The organism is Clostridium sediminicola (assembly GCF_050402865.1).
Taxonomy (GTDB): domain Bacteria; phylum Bacillota; class Clostridia; order Clostridiales; family Clostridiaceae; genus Clostridium_AF; species Clostridium_AF sediminicola.
Genome location: NZ_BAABMF010000011.1, coordinates 162,886 through 178,407, shown reverse-complemented (window position 1 = coordinate 178,407; position 15,522 = coordinate 162,886). Strand labels below are relative to the sequence as shown.

The window sequence follows — 15,522 nt, the reverse complement described above, 5'->3', positions numbered from 1 at the left end:
CAACTATATATCTGGTGATTATAGCTTGAAGGTAACACCCGTTCCCATTCCGAACACGAAGGTTAAGCTTCAACACGCTGATGGTACTGCACGGGAGACTGTGTGGGAGAGTAGGACGTTGCCAGGTCATGGTCCGCGGTAGCTCAATGGTGGAGCACTCGGCTGTTAACCGATAGGTTGGAGGTTCGAGTCCTCTCCGCGGAGCCATTTTTATTTTTTGAATAATATCTCATGTCTAAGACATGGGATTTTTTTTGATGAAATTTATTTGTAATATATAGTAAATCTGTATAATAAAAATAAAAATGAATATAATAGAATCATAAGTAAAAAAATAATAATAAAAACATTTCAAATTATTTTGAAAATTTTGTTTTTTTAAAGAGGAATTTTTAAAACAAAATCGAATATATAAATTATAAGCTAAAAAATCTGCTAAAAAAAAAGGGGGAGTCTTTATGAAAGTTTATAAAACCCAAAACTTAAGGAATGTTGGTTTGATAGGTCACAGTGGTTCTGGTAAAACTACATTAACTGAGTCAATTTTGTATTACACTAAGATGATAGATAGGTTTGGAAAAGTCGAAGAGGAAAATACAATTAGCGATTATGATGTTGAAGAAAAAAGAAGAAAAATTTCAATTTCTACTACGGTAGAGCCATGTGAATGGGAGAATACGAAGATTAACTTAATTGACATACCAGGTTATTTTGACTTTGTTGGAGAAATGATCCAAGGATTAAGAGCTGCAGATATAGCGCTTATATCTGTTTCAGGTGTTTCAGGAATAAAAGTTGGTACTGAAAAAGCCTGGAATTTTGTAAACGAAAATAATATGCCACGAGCATTTTTTATAAATAAATTAGATAGAGAAAATAGTAATTTTGAGAAAGTATTAGCACAATTAAAAGAAGCTTTTGGAATTTCCGTAGTACCAATTCAATATCCAATAGGTAAGGAAAACGATTTCAAAGGGGTAGTGAATGTTATTACTAAAAGAGCTAGGATTTATAATCCTAAAACTGGTGAAATGGAAGCAGGAGAAGTTCCTCCAGAGCTAATTAATAAAGTTGAAGAATGCAAAATAATGATAACTGAAGCAGTGGCTGAAACTGATGAAAAATTATTAGATAAATATTTCGAAGAAGGAGAATTGAGTGATGATGAAATTTACCATGGCTTGATTGCAGGTTGTGCTAAAGGAGAAATTGCTCCTGTAACATGCGGTTCTGCGTATAAAAGTATTGGAATAAACACATTACTTGAAGATATAGTAGAATGTTTCCCATCTCCTAAGGATGACGAACCAGTTGAAGCTTTTAATATTGAGAGTGGTGAAGAACTTAAAGTTAAGATAGATGAATCTGAACCTTTTTCTGCATTTGTATTTAAGACTATTGCAGATCCATTTGTTGGTAAACTTTCAATGTTTAGAGTAATAACAGGAAAAGCTAAATCAGATACTACTGTTTATAATGTAAATAAAGATAAACAAGAAAAATTTGGAACAATGTATTTCATTAGAGGTAAAAATCAAATAAAAACAAATGAAATAGTTGCAGGGGATATTGGAGCTGTTGCAAAATTACAATTTACAGCAACTGGTGATACAATATCTGGTGACGTAAGTAAGATTGCTTATGAAACTATAGAGTTCCCAAAACCTAAGATGTCAATGGCTGTTAAGCCATTATCAAAAGGTGATGAGGATAAAATATCTTCAGGCTTGCACAAATTACTTGATGAAGATCCTACATTCACAATTTCTAGAGATATAGAAAATGCAGATACAATAATATCAGGAGTAGGAGCAACTCATTTAGACGTAATAGCATGTAAATTAAAGAATAAGTTTGGAGCTGAAGTAGCTTTAGAAACTCCAAAAATTCCTTATAGAGAAACGATTAAAAAAGCTGCTGATGTACAAGGAAAACATAAAAAGCAATCTGGTGGTCATGGTCAATATGGTGATGTGGTTATTAAATTTGAACCAAGAAATGATGGAGAAAATGACTTAGAATTTGTTGATAAAGTTGTTGGAGGAGTTGTTCCAAGACAATATATACCTGCTGTTGAAAAAGGACTAAGAGAATCTATGAAAAAAGGTATTTTAGCAGGATATCCTCTAATTGGAATAAGAGCTACGCTCCATGATGGATCATATCATCCAGTTGATTCGTCTGAGATGGCATTTAAAGTTGCAGCATCTTTAGCATATAAGAAAGGAATTAAGCAAGCAGAGCCAATTATATTAGAACCTATAATGCATGTTGAAGTAACTATACCTGATGATTATATGGGAGATATAATGGGTGATATAAATAAAAAAAGAGGAAGAGTTTTAGGTATGGAACCTGCTAAAGGGAAACAGAAGATTATAGCTGAAGTTCCTATGGCTGAAATGTTTAAATATGCTACAGATTTAAAATCAATGACTAGCGCTAGAGGTAGTTTTGATATGGAATTTGAAAGGTATGAAGAGGTTCCTCAAAATATAGTTGATAAAATAATTGAAGAAAGTCAAGTATCATAAAAAAATAAATATTAAATAACAAACAAGGTCTTGAAAAGGGCCTTGTTTATTTATTTTTACCGAAATAATTGGTACCCCAAACACCAATTAAAATTAGCGATGAACCTATTAAATGATAAAAACTAAAATCTTCTTTTAGTATTATAATTCCTGCAACTACAGAAACTATAGTTGATAGGTTTGCAAAAATGGAAGATTTAGATGCTTCAATTTTTGAAAGTGTATAATTTATCAAGAAAAAAGCAACAATAGAAGATAATATTCCTAAATAACCTATTGCAATAAGAAATTCTTTATTATTTAAAACTAAAAAGTAAGTTTTTAAAGTACCTGCATTTAGATGTTTTAAAACAGATAAAGAGTTAAACGTCAATGCACCCATAAACATCATAAAATAAGTAAGCTCCATAGGAGAAAATTTCATTGAAAGTTTTCTAGATAAAATATTAAAGAATGCAGCGGAAATAACTGCTCCAAACAAGAAAAATGTACCTATGAAAGAGCTATTAGTTTCAGAGGAATTATTCATTAATATAATAATAAAAACACCAGAAATAGAAATTATGATTGAAATAATTTGGCTAATTGAAGTTTTCTCTTTTAATAAAAGAGATGATAAGAGAGTAACAACTATTGGAATAAGAGAAATCATTAAACCTGCTTGTGAAGAAGATGAGTTTTGGATTCCATAAGTTTCAAATAAAAAGTAAGTAACTGGTTGCATAATTCCTAGTAATAAAAGACTAGAAATAGGCTTGTTTTTATAATCTACTTTTATAATTTTTAATATTATTAGTATTGTCATTAACGAAAATGCTGTTAAAAATCTAAAACCTAATAAGGTGAGTGGACTTACGTTTTGAAGGGCTATTTTTGAAAACAAAAAACTTAGTCCAAATATTAAAGAAGTTATTGTTGCTGATATATAAGGTAAAACAGTTCTTTTTTTCATAATTAGTACCTCCATGAAAAACCTAAGTTGTATTATTGTGGACAAACTATAACCACCCTATTAGTTTACTATATTGCTTTATAGATGTCACTAATATATTAATAAAAAAGATCCTACCATTATAATAAATGATAGGATTTTTTTTTAATGTTTTAGGCCATGATTTTCATGAATGTTTTTAGCATTAGTAACTATTGTTTTATCACTTTTCAAATTTTTTAGTTCAACAGAACCGCTATTCTTTTCAACAGACAATATTTTAACAGGTTTATTCTTATAAAAGACTTGAGCTTTTTTGTTTGAAGTCATAATTTGGTTTGCTCTTTTAGGATCCATTTTATTCTCCTTTAATTTTTTTTGAATTATTAAAATAATAAATCGTGTTAATAATAGTTTATCACCAAAAGAAAAAAGTATAACAAAAAGTATATGGATAGATTTCCTGTATCCAATATGTATAATTTTTAAATAAATACAAAAAATAAATGCAAATAAATTAAGGAGAGAGTATGATGTCAGTTTATAGGCTGGATATAAAAGGGCATATTGAATTAAGTGATTATAGTAGATTAAATGATTACTTTGCTATAGTAAATGATTCTGATAGTTTTACTATTATGCTTAATGGAGACGGAAAAGAAGATTTAGATATCATATGTAATATGCTAGAGAATAGCAATTTTTTAATTCAAGAAAAAGGAGGAAATTATGACGACAAATTATTCATCACAGCATCAAAGCTCAAACACTAGTTCAATTAATGTTCCACACTATTATGAAATAAATAAGAATATTGGAAATGGAATTAATTACGATTTGGATAATTTATCTGGTTACACAGGATATATACCAAACCTTCATTCTGTTGCAGATGCATATGATAAAAACGAAAAATTAAAAGATATTATTAAAAGTGATAATTTATTTTAAACAATTAAAATCTATTAACTCCCTTTATGGTTAATAGATTTTTTGGAGTTATTCATAATTTTATATATGGATTGTTTATAACTTTATATAATATTAATTTATTAATATAAAAGTTTAAAATTATATGCTAAAATAAACAGTGAATCAAATGATTATTAAGTTAAATGTTTCAATGCATAATATACTTTTGGGAGTGAGATTAATGGAGAAAAATTATGTAATAGGTATTGATTTGGGAGGAACAAAGATTAGTGGGGTTTTGAGCAACTTGAATGGTAAGATTATGTACAAGCATACTATCCCAACTAATGCCTATGAAGGCGAACAAGCAGTATTGGATAGAATAATTGGTGTTATTGATAAAGTAATACTAGATAGTAATGCTAATTTAGAAGAAATTAAAGCAATTGGTATAGGATCTCCTGGACCACTAAATGCTAAAACCGGTGTTATTATAGAAACATCAAACTTACCTTTTAAAAATTTTCAATTAATTCAACCTATAAAAGAAAGGTTTAATATACCAACATTTTTAGATAATGATGCAAACGTTGCAACACTAGGTGAGCATATGTTTGGTGCAGGTAAAGGTACAGAAAATATGATTTATGTTACTGTAAGTACTGGTGTAGGTGGAGGAGCAATTATTAACGGAAAGATATTCCGAGGTAATACTAATAATGCTTTAGAAGTTGGGCACACTACAATAGATGTTGATGGACCTACATGCAACTGTGGAAACAAAGGATGTATTGAAGCATATTCTTCAGGAACAGCTATAGCGAGGCTAGCTAATGAAGCAGTTCAAAAAGGTGAAAGTACATCGTTAAATAACTATGAAAAAATCACAGCTAAAGAGGTTTTTGTTGAAGCTGAAAAAGGTGATTCAGTAGCAAAAGCAGTTTTAGATTTAAGTTTAAATTATTTAGGAGTATTCATTGCGAACCTTATTACTACTTTTGATCCTGAAATGATAGTAATAGGCGGTGGAGTTTCAATGGCAGGAAAAATTGTATTTGATAAAATAAATGAAGTCGTTAAAGTGAGATGCTTAAAGCAAATGGCTGAATCATGTAAGATAGTACCAGCAGGATTAGGCACAGATGCAGGAATAGTTGGTGCAGCTGCATTAGGAATTTCAGAAAGTAAGTAAATAAAAGTTCATAATGATTACTATGTAATTCACAAATATAATATAAATAAAATCAACAATTTTATAAGTTGGTTTTATTTTTTTATATTATAATAAAGTTATTTCACAAAAAGTAATTTAGTTGAACTTCAATCACAATATACAGTTGACAAAAATAAAACATTTGACAATAATGATAAGTAAATGTTAATATAATAATATTGATTCAACGATTTAACGCAGTAAAGTGATAAAGCGGAGGTGCTATTTTGAGAAATTTAAAAAGATATATACCAGATGGAATGAAAGATACTTTGTTTAATGAGAGTAATATGAAATTAAAAATAGAGGAAAAGTTAAGAAAAGTTTATCACAGAAATGGATACGCAGAAATAATTTCACCTACATTGGAGTTTTATGATGTATTTGATATAGAAAATCAACCAATTGAACAGCAAAAAATGTATAAACTTTTTGATAATAAAGGAAGAATACTTGTTCTTAAACCAGATGTTACTACTCCTATAGCAAGAATAGCATCTACAAAAATAAATAATGCAGTGCTTCCGTTAAAGCTTTCATATACTTCAAATATATTTAGAATAAATGAAGATTATGGTGGAAAAACTAGTGAAATAACTCAATCAGGTGGAGAAATAATTGGAATTGAAAATTATAAAGCTGATGTTGAAATAATAATAACAGTTATAAAATCATTAAGAGAGTTAGGACTTGAAAATTTTAAAATTGAATTAGGTCAAGCGAATTTCTTTAAAGCTCTTATAGAAGATGTTGAGTTAGACAAAGAAGTAATTGAAGATATAAGAGATTTTATTGAAAGCAAGAACTTTTCGGCACTAAGTGATTTTGTTAATTCAATGAAGAATTCTAATGAATATGAAAAAATTAAATTACTTCAAAAACTTCCTGAACTTTTTGGTGGTATTGAAATAGTTCAAAAGGCAAAAGATATGACAAACAATGAGAAAGCACAAAAAGCTTTAGAAAATATTCAAAAGGTATATGATATGGTAAATGCTGCGGGGCTAGCTGATTATTTAAGCATAGATTTAGGAATGGTACAGCATATTAATTATTATACTGGAATAATTTTCAGAGGGTATGTAGAAAATGTTGGAGATTATATTGTTAGTGGTGGAAGATATGATAATCTAATAAAACATTTTGGCAAAGACTATCCAGCAACAGGATTCGCGATAAATGTGGATAACGTAATTACTGCATTAAAGAATATAAATAAAACATATAAAACAAGTGAAGAAAAAATAATTATCTCATATAAAGAAGAGTTATATAGTAAAGCTATAGAATTATTAAACCATATTCAAAGTAATGATATGATTTGTGAATTAAGTTTATTTGATGATAAAGAAAAAACTTTGAAATATGCTGAGAAGGTTTCAGCTAACAAAATTCTAACAATCATTGACGAAGATGAAATTAATATAAAAGAATTAGATAGTGAGAGCAGTTATAAATGTAAGAGTTATGAGGTGCTTGAAAGAATATAAAGAGAAATTATTTATAATGAGGTGGATTAGGTGAAAAAGATTAAAATAGCACTAACTAAAGGTAGATTAGAGAAACAGGCGGTTAAGATTTTTAGGCAAATTGGGGCAGATGTTAGTGAACTTGAAGATAAAGGTAGAAAGCTTGTTTTTAAAGGGAAAAATGAAAATTATAATTTAGAATTTTTTCTTGTGAAAGCTCCAGATGTTACAACATATGTAGAGTATGGTGCTGCGGATATTGGAATAGTTGGTAAAGATACTATGCTTGAAAAGGAAAGAAGTTACTATGAAGTTTTAGACTTGAATGTGGGAAAGTGTAGATTTGCCTTAGCTGCTCTTCCAGAATTTAAAGTGGATAAAGGGTATAATAGAAAACTAATAGCTACTAAGTATCCAAATGTGGCAAAGGAATATTTCAGAAAAAAAGGACAAGATGTTGAAGTAATAAAAATAGAAGGGTCAGTAGAACTAGCCCCTATATTAGGTCTTGCAGATGCTATAGTGGATATAGTAGAAACTGGTAGTACTTTGAAAGAAAATGGGTTAGTGGTTGTAGAAGATATTTGCGATATCAGTGCAAGGATGATTGTAAATCGTGCAAGTATGAAAATAAAAAGAGAAGAAATATTGAAAGTAATCGATGAAGTTAGTAAAGTAATAGAAAATGCGAAATAATAAGGGGCGAATGAAATGATTAATATTGAAAGATTGACAACTCAATCTAAAGAGTTATATATAAAAAATTTAAAGAGTAGATCTGAATCAGTTCACCAAGATGTTCTTATTGCAGTTGATGAGATATTGAAAGATGTTGAGAAGAACGGGGATAAAGCAGTTATAAAGTATACAAATAAATTTGATAGCAAAAATATTTATGAGAATAATTTGAGAGTTACTGACTCAGAAATAAAAGAGGCATATGAAATTGTTGATGAGAAATTTGTTAAAGCTTTAAAATTAGCAAAAGAAAACATCAGTTTTTTCCACGAAAAACAAAAACAGAATTCTTGGATGACAAATAAAGCAGATGGGGTAATATTAGGACAAAAAGTTACTGCTTTAGAAACTGTTGGTATATATGTTCCAGGTGGAACTGCAGCATATCCGTCATCTGTATTGATGAATACTATTCCAGCAAAAGTAGCAGGTGTTAGTAAAGTTGTAATGGTTACGCCTCCATCAGAAGACGGAAAGATTAATCCAAATATTTTAGTAGCTGCGGATATTGCAGAGGTAGATGTAATATACAAAGTTGGAGGAGCTCAAGCAGTTGGAGCTTTAGCTTATGGAACTGATACTATTCCAAAAGTTGATAAGATAGTAGGACCTGGAAATATTTATGTAGCAATGGCTAAAAAGAATGTTTACGGAAATGTTGATATTGATATGATTGCAGGACCTTCAGAAATATTGATAATATCAGACGAAACGGGAGAGGCAAAATTTATTGCAGCCGACTTGATGTCACAAGCGGAGCATGATGTATTAGCATCATCAATTCTTGTAACTACTTCAATGGAATTAGCAGAGAAAGTAAATGAAGAATTAGCAAGGCAAATAGAATTATTATCTAGAAAAGATATAATATTAAAATCATTAAAGGACTATGGAGCTATTATAGTTGTGGATGATTTAAAAACTGCTGTGGATGTATCTAATGAAATTGCTCCTGAGCATTTAGAAGTTATGGTAAAAGATCCTTTCTTGTTATTAGGAGATATTAAAAATGCAGGATCAATTTTCTTGGGAAAATATTCTCCGGAGCCATTAGGAGATTATGCAGCTGGTCCAAATCATGTTTTACCAACTAACGGAACAGCAAAATTCTATTCTGCACTTTCTGTAGATGATTATATCAAAAAATCAAGCTATATTTATTATTCAGATACTGCTTTAGGAAAAATAAAAGATGATATAGTTACTTTGGCAGAAACAGAGGGGCTAACTGCTCATGCCAACTCTATAAAAGTTAGATACGAGTAAATGAGGTGAAAATTGTGGATAATAGAAGTGCAGGTATTAGCAGAAAAACAGGGGAAACTGATATAAATGTAAATGTTTCTTTAGATGGAACAGGAAATTATAATATAGATACAGGAATAGGTTTTTTCGACCATATGTTAAATCTTATGACTAAGCATGGGTTAATGGATATAGAAATAAAAGCAAATGGCGATTTAGAAGTAGACTCTCATCATACAATTGAAGATGTAGGAATAGCTTTAGGGGCTTGTATAAAAGAAGCATTAGGGGATAAAAGTGGAATAAAAAGATATGGAACATCTTATGTACCAATGGATGAAACATTAGCATTAGTATCATTAGATATTAGTGGTAGACCATTTTTAGTATTTGATGCGGAGTTTACAAATGATAGAGTTGGAACTATGGATACTGAAATGGTTGAGGAATTTTTGAGAGCATTAGCTTTTAATGCGGGAATAACATTACATGTAAAGATTATTCATGGAAAAAATAATCATCATAAAATCGAGGGGATATTTAAGGCTCTTGGAAGAGCACTTAGAGAAGCTGTTGAGAAAGATAGTAGAATAAAAGGAGTTATGTCAACAAAAGGTTCATTATAAAAGGGGGACTTAAGATGATTTCTATAGTAGATTATGGAATGGGTAATTTGATGAGTGTTCAAAATGCTCTTAAATATCTGGGGTTAGATTCTGTAATAACAAGTGAAAGCGAGACTATATTGAATAGTGATGGGATAATTTTACCTGGTGTTGGTGCATTCCCAGATGCTATTAAACATATAAAAGATATTGGAATGGATATAATTCTTAAAAAGGCAGTTTCTAAAGGCAAACCTCTATTAGGGATTTGTCTTGGAATGCAATTATTATTCGAGAAGAGCTTTGAAGGAAAAGAATGTGATGGATTAGGTTTCCTTAAAGGGAACATTGTAAAATTAGATGTTGATTATAAAGTTCCTCATATGGGATGGAATAGCTTGAACTATGCAAACCAAACTCCTATTCTTAAGGATGTGAAAGAAGGATCTTTTGTATACTTTGTTCATTCTTATTATGCTGATATAGCTGATGAAAGTATTCTAAATGCTTACGCTGACTATGGAATAAAAGTTCCTGGCGTAGTTAGTAGTGGGAATGTATACGGACTTCAATTTCATCCAGAAAAAAGTGGAGATATTGGATTACAAATGTTAAAGAACTTTGGGGAGATGATAAAATGATTATTTTACCAGCTATAGATTTAAAAGATGGAAAATGCGTTAGATTGTATCAAGGGAAATTTGAACAGACAGAAGTAGTAGCTGAAAGTGCAGTAGAAACAGCAAAATCTTTTAAAGCTCAAGGTGCGGAGTATTTACATATGGTAGATCTTGATGGTGCTCTTGAAGGTAGTTTAAAAAATATCGATGTTGTATCAAAAGTTATTGAAACAGTAGATATCCCTATTGAATTAGGCGGCGGTATAAGGGATATGGATAAAATAGATTTATTAATAAAAAAAGGTATAAGTAGAGTAATTCTTGGAACTGCAGCTTTAAAGAACCCTGATCTTGTTAAAACTGCTGTAAAGAAATACGGAGATAAAATTGCAGTTGGGATAGATGCGAAAGATGGTTATGTTGCTGTACAAGGTTGGTTAGATGTAAGTGAAGTATACTTTGTAGATTTTGCTAAGCAAATGGAGCAAATAGGAGTGAAAACAATTATCTTCACTGATATCAGTAAAGATGGAACTTTAGCAGGTCCGAATTTAAAACAATTAGATGAATTAAGACAAAATATATCTTGCAATATTATAGCTTCTGGGGGAGTTAGAGATATCCAAAATATTAAAGATTTAAAGGATATGAATTTATATGGAGCAATTGCTGGAAAATCAGTTTATAGTGGTACTTTGGATTTAAGGGAAGCTGTTACATTAAGTAAAAGTTAACGAGGGGGCTTATAAATGTTAACAAAAAGAATTATTCCATGTTTAGATGTAGATATGGGGAGAGTTGTTAAGGGTGTTAATTTTGTTGATTTAAAAGATGTTGGTGATCCTGTTGAAATAGCAGAGTTCTATAATGAACAAGGAGCTGACGAACTTGTATTTTTAGATATAACTGCTACTCATGAAGGTAGGAGTACAATGATAGATGTAGTTAGAAGAACTGCTGAAAAAGTTTTTATTCCATTAACTGTAGGAGGAGGAATAAGAACAGTAGAAGATTTCAAGGATATTTTACGAGCAGGGGCTGATAAGATTTCGATTAATTCAGCAGCAATTAGAAATCCACAGTTGATTTCTGATGCAGCTGAGAAATTTGGTAGTCAGTGCGTTGTAGTGGCCATTGATGGGAGAAAAAGAGAAGATGGAAGTGGATGGAATGTATTTATTAATGGCGGTAGGATAGATACAGGATTAGATGCATTAGAATGGGCAAAGAAAGTAGAAGATTTAGGTGCAGGAGAAATATTATTAACTAGTATGGATGCTGATGGAACTAAGGCTGGATTTGATATAGGCCTAACTGATGCAATTAGTAGTATTTTAAATATACCTGTTATTGCTTCAGGTGGATGTGGGAAATTAGAACACTTTACTGAAGTCTTTGAAAAAACTGGCGCAGATGCAGCATTAGCAGCTTCATTATTCCATTACAGAGAATTAACTATAGATGAAGTTAAAGATTTTTTAAGTAAAGATGATATTGAAGTTAGATACTAAGAATATTAACTGTAGACTGTGCACTGTGTATTGTAAACTGTGAATAAAAGGGGGCAATTATGGATATACAAGAATTATTTAATGAAATAGATTTTGACAAGTGCAATGGACTTGTACCTACAATAGTGCAAGATTATAGTGATAAAGAAATTTTAATGATGGCTTATATGAATGAGGAATCTTTAAAAAGAACAATAGAATCAGGAAAGACTTGGTTTTGGAGTAGATCAAGAAATCAGTTCTGGAATAAAGGTGAAACATCTGGAAATTTTCAGTTAGTAAAGAGTATAAGTGTAGATTGTGATGGTGATACACTTGTTATTGAGGTTGAACAAAAAGGACCAGCTTGTCATACAGGAAATAGAAGTTGTTTTTATAGAAAAATTAATATTAAGGAGTAAAAAAATGAATAACGAAAAAGTTTTATCAGACTTATATAATATTGTTTTAGAGAGAAAAGAGAATCCAGAAGAAGGATCATATACAAGTTATTTGTTCCAAAAAGGATTAGATAAAATCCTTAAGAAAGTTGGAGAAGAAAGTACAGAAGTTATAATTGCTGCAAAAAATTCTGATTCTAATGAATTAACAGATGAATTATGTGATTTGATGTACCACTTATTAGTTCTAATGGCAGAAAAAGATGTTAGTATTGAAAATGTGTATGAGGAATTAGCAGAAAGAAGAAAGAAAATTGGAAACAAAAAAGCAGAAAGAAAAGAAATTGATAATCTATAAAAAAAGAAAAATATGTTTCAAATATAAAAGGCTTATTAAAACCCACAAATGTGGGTTTTATTTATTTTTAGGAATTATAAATTCCATCCTTTAGTTAGTTCTTTACCCTAATATTGATAAACATTCTTCTATTACAGATTGAGGTATATCTTTCTTAATAGCTTTTTTTATTTTCATATTAGGACTGTTTTTTGAAAGAAGTGTTTTCTCGTGATTTTTAACAGTATTATTTTTATTTTTTTTCATATAGCCACCTACCTTTAAATAATCATTCTAAACCAAAATTGGTAAGACATGTAAAAAGATTATATCACTACTGGAATAAAATAACAATAATAAATTCTGAAATTATATAAAAGATAAAATGATAATTTTGAATCTAGCTATATTAAAAAAAATATATATGGGCACAATAATTATAAATTGCGAAGAAAAGAGTTTCGCAATTTATAGTGCATTGAAATAAAAATTAGGAGGTCTATTTATGTCTCACAAAGATAACAAGAATAGCAAAAACAACAAAAAATCAAAACAGAAGTCTAAGCGTGAATTAAATAAAATGAATTTTGAAACTTCTAATGAAATTGGATATTCAAAAGAATCAAGAAAATTAGGTAATGATAAAGAAAGACCTAATAAACAAACAAGTAAAAATCAATAGCTATAAACTATGATAAATATTGTAGTTATCTACTTATCTACGGTATTTATCGTAGTTTCTTTTAAGTTAATTAATTTATTATTTTTATACTTACTTTTAATCATGTTTTTTAGTAATAAATAATTACATTTATTTTTTTTATTAAATGGGTCGATTTTATATACTTTTTTTGAGTAACGATAAGCTTCTGTGTAAATGCCAAGATTTATGTATGCTAGTGAAATGCCATAATATGCTTCATGTCTTTTATTATTTATTTTAATTGCAAAGTTATAATTAATAATTGCATCTTTAAAACGTTTTAGCAATATTAATATTTCGCACATTTCAATATAGGCGTCATAATGATCATCTTTTAAATAAATGCATTTTTTATAGGATTCTATTGCATCTTCTAGATTTTCTAATTTATATAAGATATGAGCTTTTTTATAATATAGTGCAAAGTTACTTTTTTGTAATGTAATAGCAAAATTACAATGAGTTAAGGCTTTTTTATAATCTCCGTACAATGAATAAACTTCTGTTAAATCAATATGTGCTCTTATATTTTTAGGGTGAAAAGTTAGATATTTTTTTAAATATTTAATTGCATTATCAAAATCAAACATTCCCATGTAGGATTCGCCTAGAACAAGGTATGTTTCTGAATTATTAGGGTCTAATAATAAGGCTTTATTAAAACAGTTAAATGCTGATGCTATTTGTCCTTTTTCAAAAAAGCTCTTACCATGAGTGAGATATCGATTCACTAATTTTTCTGTATCATAATTTTCAATATTTGAGTTATTCATAAATTCACTCCTTTTATGTTTTACCTCAAAGTATATCCGAGGATCATGATTTTTATACTAAGTTATAGATATCTCAGTTCAATAATTAATTTATACATGTACCATAACTCGTTATCACCCGAGATTTTGGTACATGTATAAATTAAATTTCACGGTAGAACTCTATAGATAAGAACTTTAACTGTTAATTATAGATAGAGAATATGGAAGAATTGTTTCATTAAATATTTATGATAAGCATTTTATAATGTATAATAAGTTATATTAGCTTATTAAAAATTTAGAACTACATATTTTTATTTTGAAACATAAATAAAAATTTAAGAGAAAAAGGTGATTAAATGTACGGCTTAGTTTTAGAAGGCGGTGGAGCAAAGGGAGCTTATCACATAGGAGCATATAAAGCTTTAATGGAAAAAAATATAGAGATAAGTGCAATTACAGGGACATCAATAGGAGCATTAAATGGCGCTATGCTTGTTCAAGGTGATTTTCAGAAGGCATATGATTTATGGTACAATATTAGCAATTCTCAAATATTTGATGTAGACGATGAAATTTTAGATGAATTAAAAAAATATCAATTAAACCAAACAAATATTTCTTATTTATTGAGACAGTCATTAAAGATTATGAATAATAAAGGCATAGATACTAAAACAATAAGAAAGATAATTAATGATAATATCAATGAAGACAAGCTCAGAAATTCGAAGATTGATTTTGGTATAGTTACAGTATCATTATCAGATATGAAACCTATGGAAATTTTTGTTGAAGATATACCAAAAGAGAAAGTAAAGGATTATTTAATGGCTAGTGCTAATTTTCCAGCATTTAAACTTGAAAAATTAGACGGTAAAGTTTTTATTGACGGAGGATTATATGATAATTTTCCAATAAGATTAATGTTATCTAAAGGATATGATAAAATCATTGCAATAAGAACTTATGGAATTGGTGTGGAAAGAAAAATCAATACTAAAAAATTAGATATTACTTATATAAATCCATCTGAAGATTTGGGTAATACTTTAGATTTTAATAAAGAAACATCAAGAAAGAATTTGAAGCTAGGATATTATGATGCTCTAAAGGTACTTGATGGACTTAAAGGTAATAAATATTATATAGATAATAGTAATAATCCAGATTTTTTTACAGAATTATTATGGAAATTAAGTAAAGAAAACTGTAATATGATTGGAGAAATATTTGGATATAAAGGAATACCTCATAGAAGGATGTTGTTTGAATTAATAATTCCTAGAGTTGTAGATTTGTTAGATTTGGACAAAGAAAGAGACTATGAAGATATTTGTATAGAATTATGTGAAATAATTGCTTTAGAATTAGAAATGGAAAGATTTAAAATATATGAACTTGGTGATTTTTTGGAAGAGCTTTATACAAAATTTCAATCTAACAATAAGGAATATAAAAGCAGTATACCTAAATTTATAAAGACTAATAGTATTTTATCAAAAGTAGTTAAGGATGAAGTTTTAAAGGAAATAGTAATAGTGCTACTTCAAAATATTGCATAGAAAG

General features: G+C 29.1%; 19 protein-coding genes, 1 tRNA gene and 1 rRNA gene. 17 read left to right on the top strand and 4 right to left on the bottom strand.

What is annotated here, in order from left to right:
- The first annotated feature begins 10 nt into the window (after positions 1-10).
- The 3 genes from rrf (at position 11) to fusA (ending at position 2,534) form a co-directional block, all read left to right on the top strand.
- A 5S ribosomal RNA gene (gene rrf / locus ACQ3F0_RS17430) occupies positions 11-127 on the top strand.
- Between the two features lie 5 nt (positions 128-132).
- Positions 133-207, top strand: a tRNA-Asn gene (locus ACQ3F0_RS17425).
- Between the two features lie 251 nt (positions 208-458).
- A complete protein-coding gene (gene fusA / locus ACQ3F0_RS17420; protein WP_428866631.1) occupies positions 459-2,534 on the top strand; it encodes an elongation factor G in 2,076 nt (691 codons plus the stop codon).
- Between the two features lie 46 nt (positions 2,535-2,580).
- Here fusA and ACQ3F0_RS17415 read toward each other — a convergent pair whose 3' ends face one another.
- Together ACQ3F0_RS17415 and ACQ3F0_RS17410 are read right to left on the bottom strand one after the other, a co-directional pair.
- Complete coding sequence (locus ACQ3F0_RS17415; protein ID WP_428866636.1) at positions 2,581-3,489, bottom strand: DMT family transporter; 909 nt, start codon at positions 3,487-3,489, stop codon at positions 2,581-2,583.
- Positions 3,490-3,630: 141 nt separating this feature from the next.
- Positions 3,631-3,822 carry a small, acid-soluble spore protein, H family gene (locus ACQ3F0_RS17410; RefSeq protein WP_428866630.1) on the bottom strand — a complete coding sequence of 64 codons (192 nt, stop codon included), beginning with the start codon at positions 3,820-3,822 and terminating at the stop codon, positions 3,631-3,633.
- Positions 3,823-3,998: 176 nt separating this feature from the next.
- On the opposite strand from ACQ3F0_RS17410, the gene ACQ3F0_RS17405 reads away from it, so the two are divergent.
- The 12 genes from ACQ3F0_RS17405 to hisE all read left to right on the top strand — a co-directional run bounded on the left by ACQ3F0_RS17405 (position 3,999) and on the right by hisE (position 12,516).
- Positions 3,999-4,238, top strand: a complete 240-nt coding sequence (locus ACQ3F0_RS17405) for a hypothetical protein (RefSeq protein ID WP_428866629.1) — start codon at positions 3,999-4,001, stop codon at positions 4,236-4,238.
- A complete protein-coding gene (locus ACQ3F0_RS17400) occupies positions 4,195-4,416 on the top strand; it encodes a hypothetical protein (RefSeq protein WP_428866628.1) in 222 nt (73 codons plus the stop codon). Before ACQ3F0_RS17405 ends, ACQ3F0_RS17400 begins: the two co-directional genes overlap by 44 nt.
- A 202-nt stretch (positions 4,417-4,618) precedes the next feature.
- Positions 4,619-5,569, top strand: a complete 951-nt coding sequence (locus ACQ3F0_RS17395) for an ROK family protein (RefSeq protein WP_428866627.1) — start codon at positions 4,619-4,621, stop codon at positions 5,567-5,569.
- A gap of 248 nt (positions 5,570-5,817) precedes the next feature.
- Entirely contained in the window at positions 5,818-7,080 is a 1,263-nt protein-coding gene (locus tag ACQ3F0_RS17390) for an ATP phosphoribosyltransferase regulatory subunit (RefSeq protein ID WP_428866626.1), read from the top strand.
- A 30-nt stretch (positions 7,081-7,110) separates the two neighbouring features.
- Entirely contained in the window at positions 7,111-7,755 is a 645-nt protein-coding gene (gene hisG, locus ACQ3F0_RS17385; protein ID WP_428866625.1) for an ATP phosphoribosyltransferase, read from the top strand.
- A 15-nt stretch (positions 7,756-7,770) separates the two neighbouring features.
- Positions 7,771-9,063 carry a histidinol dehydrogenase gene (hisD, locus tag ACQ3F0_RS17380; protein WP_428866624.1) on the top strand — a complete coding sequence of 431 codons (1,293 nt, stop codon included), beginning with the start codon at positions 7,771-7,773 and terminating at the stop codon, positions 9,061-9,063.
- Positions 9,064-9,077: 14 nt separating this feature from the next.
- Positions 9,078-9,668, top strand: coding sequence for an imidazoleglycerol-phosphate dehydratase HisB (gene hisB / locus ACQ3F0_RS17375; protein ID WP_428866623.1), 591 nt, complete (start codon positions 9,078-9,080; stop codon positions 9,666-9,668).
- Between the two features lie 14 nt (positions 9,669-9,682).
- Positions 9,683-10,288, top strand: a complete 606-nt coding sequence (hisH, locus tag ACQ3F0_RS17370; RefSeq protein WP_428866622.1) for an imidazole glycerol phosphate synthase subunit HisH — start codon at positions 9,683-9,685, stop codon at positions 10,286-10,288.
- The gene (gene hisA / locus ACQ3F0_RS17365; protein WP_428866621.1) at positions 10,285-11,001 is read left to right on the top strand and encodes a 1-(5-phosphoribosyl)-5-[(5-phosphoribosylamino)methylideneamino]imidazole-4-carboxamide isomerase; all 717 of its coding nucleotides are present in this window, start codon (positions 10,285-10,287) and stop codon (positions 10,999-11,001) included. The genes hisH and hisA overlap by 4 nt, the downstream gene beginning before the upstream one ends.
- A gap of 15 nt (positions 11,002-11,016) precedes the next feature.
- On the top strand, positions 11,017-11,778 hold the full coding sequence (gene hisF, locus ACQ3F0_RS17360; protein ID WP_428866620.1) for an imidazole glycerol phosphate synthase subunit HisF: 762 nt from the start codon (positions 11,017-11,019) through the stop codon (positions 11,776-11,778).
- A 59-nt stretch (positions 11,779-11,837) separates the two neighbouring features.
- The gene (gene hisI, locus ACQ3F0_RS17355) at positions 11,838-12,179 is read left to right on the top strand and encodes a phosphoribosyl-AMP cyclohydrolase (protein ID WP_428866619.1); all 342 of its coding nucleotides are present in this window, start codon (positions 11,838-11,840) and stop codon (positions 12,177-12,179) included.
- Positions 12,180-12,183: 4 nt separating this feature from the next.
- On the top strand, positions 12,184-12,516 hold the full coding sequence (gene hisE / locus ACQ3F0_RS17350) for a phosphoribosyl-ATP diphosphatase (RefSeq protein ID WP_428866618.1): 333 nt from the start codon (positions 12,184-12,186) through the stop codon (positions 12,514-12,516).
- Between the two features lie 102 nt (positions 12,517-12,618).
- Here hisE and ACQ3F0_RS17345 read toward each other — a convergent pair whose 3' ends face one another.
- The gene (locus tag ACQ3F0_RS17345; RefSeq protein ID WP_428866617.1) at positions 12,619-12,762 is read right to left on the bottom strand and encodes a hypothetical protein; all 144 of its coding nucleotides are present in this window, start codon (positions 12,760-12,762) and stop codon (positions 12,619-12,621) included.
- 238 nt (positions 12,763-13,000) lie between these two features.
- Between ACQ3F0_RS17345 and ACQ3F0_RS17340 the strand changes: the two genes are divergently transcribed.
- The gene (locus ACQ3F0_RS17340) at positions 13,001-13,177 is read left to right on the top strand and encodes a small, acid-soluble spore protein, alpha/beta type (RefSeq protein ID WP_428866616.1); all 177 of its coding nucleotides are present in this window, start codon (positions 13,001-13,003) and stop codon (positions 13,175-13,177) included.
- 29 nt (positions 13,178-13,206) lie between these two features.
- On the opposite strand, the gene ACQ3F0_RS17335 is transcribed toward ACQ3F0_RS17340, so the two are convergent.
- Positions 13,207-13,971, bottom strand: a complete 765-nt coding sequence (locus ACQ3F0_RS17335) for a tetratricopeptide repeat protein (RefSeq protein ID WP_428866615.1) — start codon at positions 13,969-13,971, stop codon at positions 13,207-13,209.
- A gap of 341 nt (positions 13,972-14,312) precedes the next feature.
- On the opposite strand from ACQ3F0_RS17335, the gene ACQ3F0_RS17330 reads away from it, so the two are divergent.
- Positions 14,313-15,518 carry a patatin-like phospholipase family protein gene (locus ACQ3F0_RS17330; protein WP_428866614.1) on the top strand — a complete coding sequence of 402 codons (1,206 nt, stop codon included), beginning with the start codon at positions 14,313-14,315 and terminating at the stop codon, positions 15,516-15,518.
- Positions 15,519-15,522 lie beyond the last annotated feature (4 nt).

Coding starts and splice junctions, on each gene's coding strand:
- fusA (WP_428866631.1), top strand. CDS start 459: ATGAAAGTTTATAAAACCCAAAACTTAAGGAATGTTGGTTTGATAGGT.
- ACQ3F0_RS17410 (WP_428866630.1), bottom strand. CDS start 3,822: ATGGATCCTAAAAGAGCAAACCAAATTATGACTTCAAACAAAAAAGCT.
- ACQ3F0_RS17405 (WP_428866629.1), top strand. CDS start 3,999: ATGTCAGTTTATAGGCTGGATATAAAAGGGCATATTGAATTAAGTGAT.
- ACQ3F0_RS17400 (WP_428866628.1), top strand. CDS start 4,195: ATGACGACAAATTATTCATCACAGCATCAAAGCTCAAACACTAGTTCA.
- ACQ3F0_RS17395 (WP_428866627.1), top strand. CDS start 4,619: ATGGAGAAAAATTATGTAATAGGTATTGATTTGGGAGGAACAAAGATT.
- hisD (WP_428866624.1), top strand. CDS start 7,771: ATGATTAATATTGAAAGATTGACAACTCAATCTAAAGAGTTATATATA.
- hisH (WP_428866622.1), top strand. CDS start 9,683: ATGATTTCTATAGTAGATTATGGAATGGGTAATTTGATGAGTGTTCAA.
- hisA (WP_428866621.1), top strand. CDS start 10,285: ATGATTATTTTACCAGCTATAGATTTAAAAGATGGAAAATGCGTTAGA.
- hisF (WP_428866620.1), top strand. CDS start 11,017: ATGTTAACAAAAAGAATTATTCCATGTTTAGATGTAGATATGGGGAGA.
- hisI (WP_428866619.1), top strand. CDS start 11,838: ATGGATATACAAGAATTATTTAATGAAATAGATTTTGACAAGTGCAAT.
- hisE (WP_428866618.1), top strand. CDS start 12,184: ATGAATAACGAAAAAGTTTTATCAGACTTATATAATATTGTTTTAGAG.
- ACQ3F0_RS17345 (WP_428866617.1), bottom strand. CDS start 12,762: ATGAAAAAAAATAAAAATAATACTGTTAAAAATCACGAGAAAACACTT.
- ACQ3F0_RS17340 (WP_428866616.1), top strand. CDS start 13,001: ATGTCTCACAAAGATAACAAGAATAGCAAAAACAACAAAAAATCAAAA.
- ACQ3F0_RS17335 (WP_428866615.1), bottom strand. CDS start 13,971: ATGAATAACTCAAATATTGAAAATTATGATACAGAAAAATTAGTGAAT.
- ACQ3F0_RS17330 (WP_428866614.1), top strand. CDS start 14,313: ATGTACGGCTTAGTTTTAGAAGGCGGTGGAGCAAAGGGAGCTTATCAC.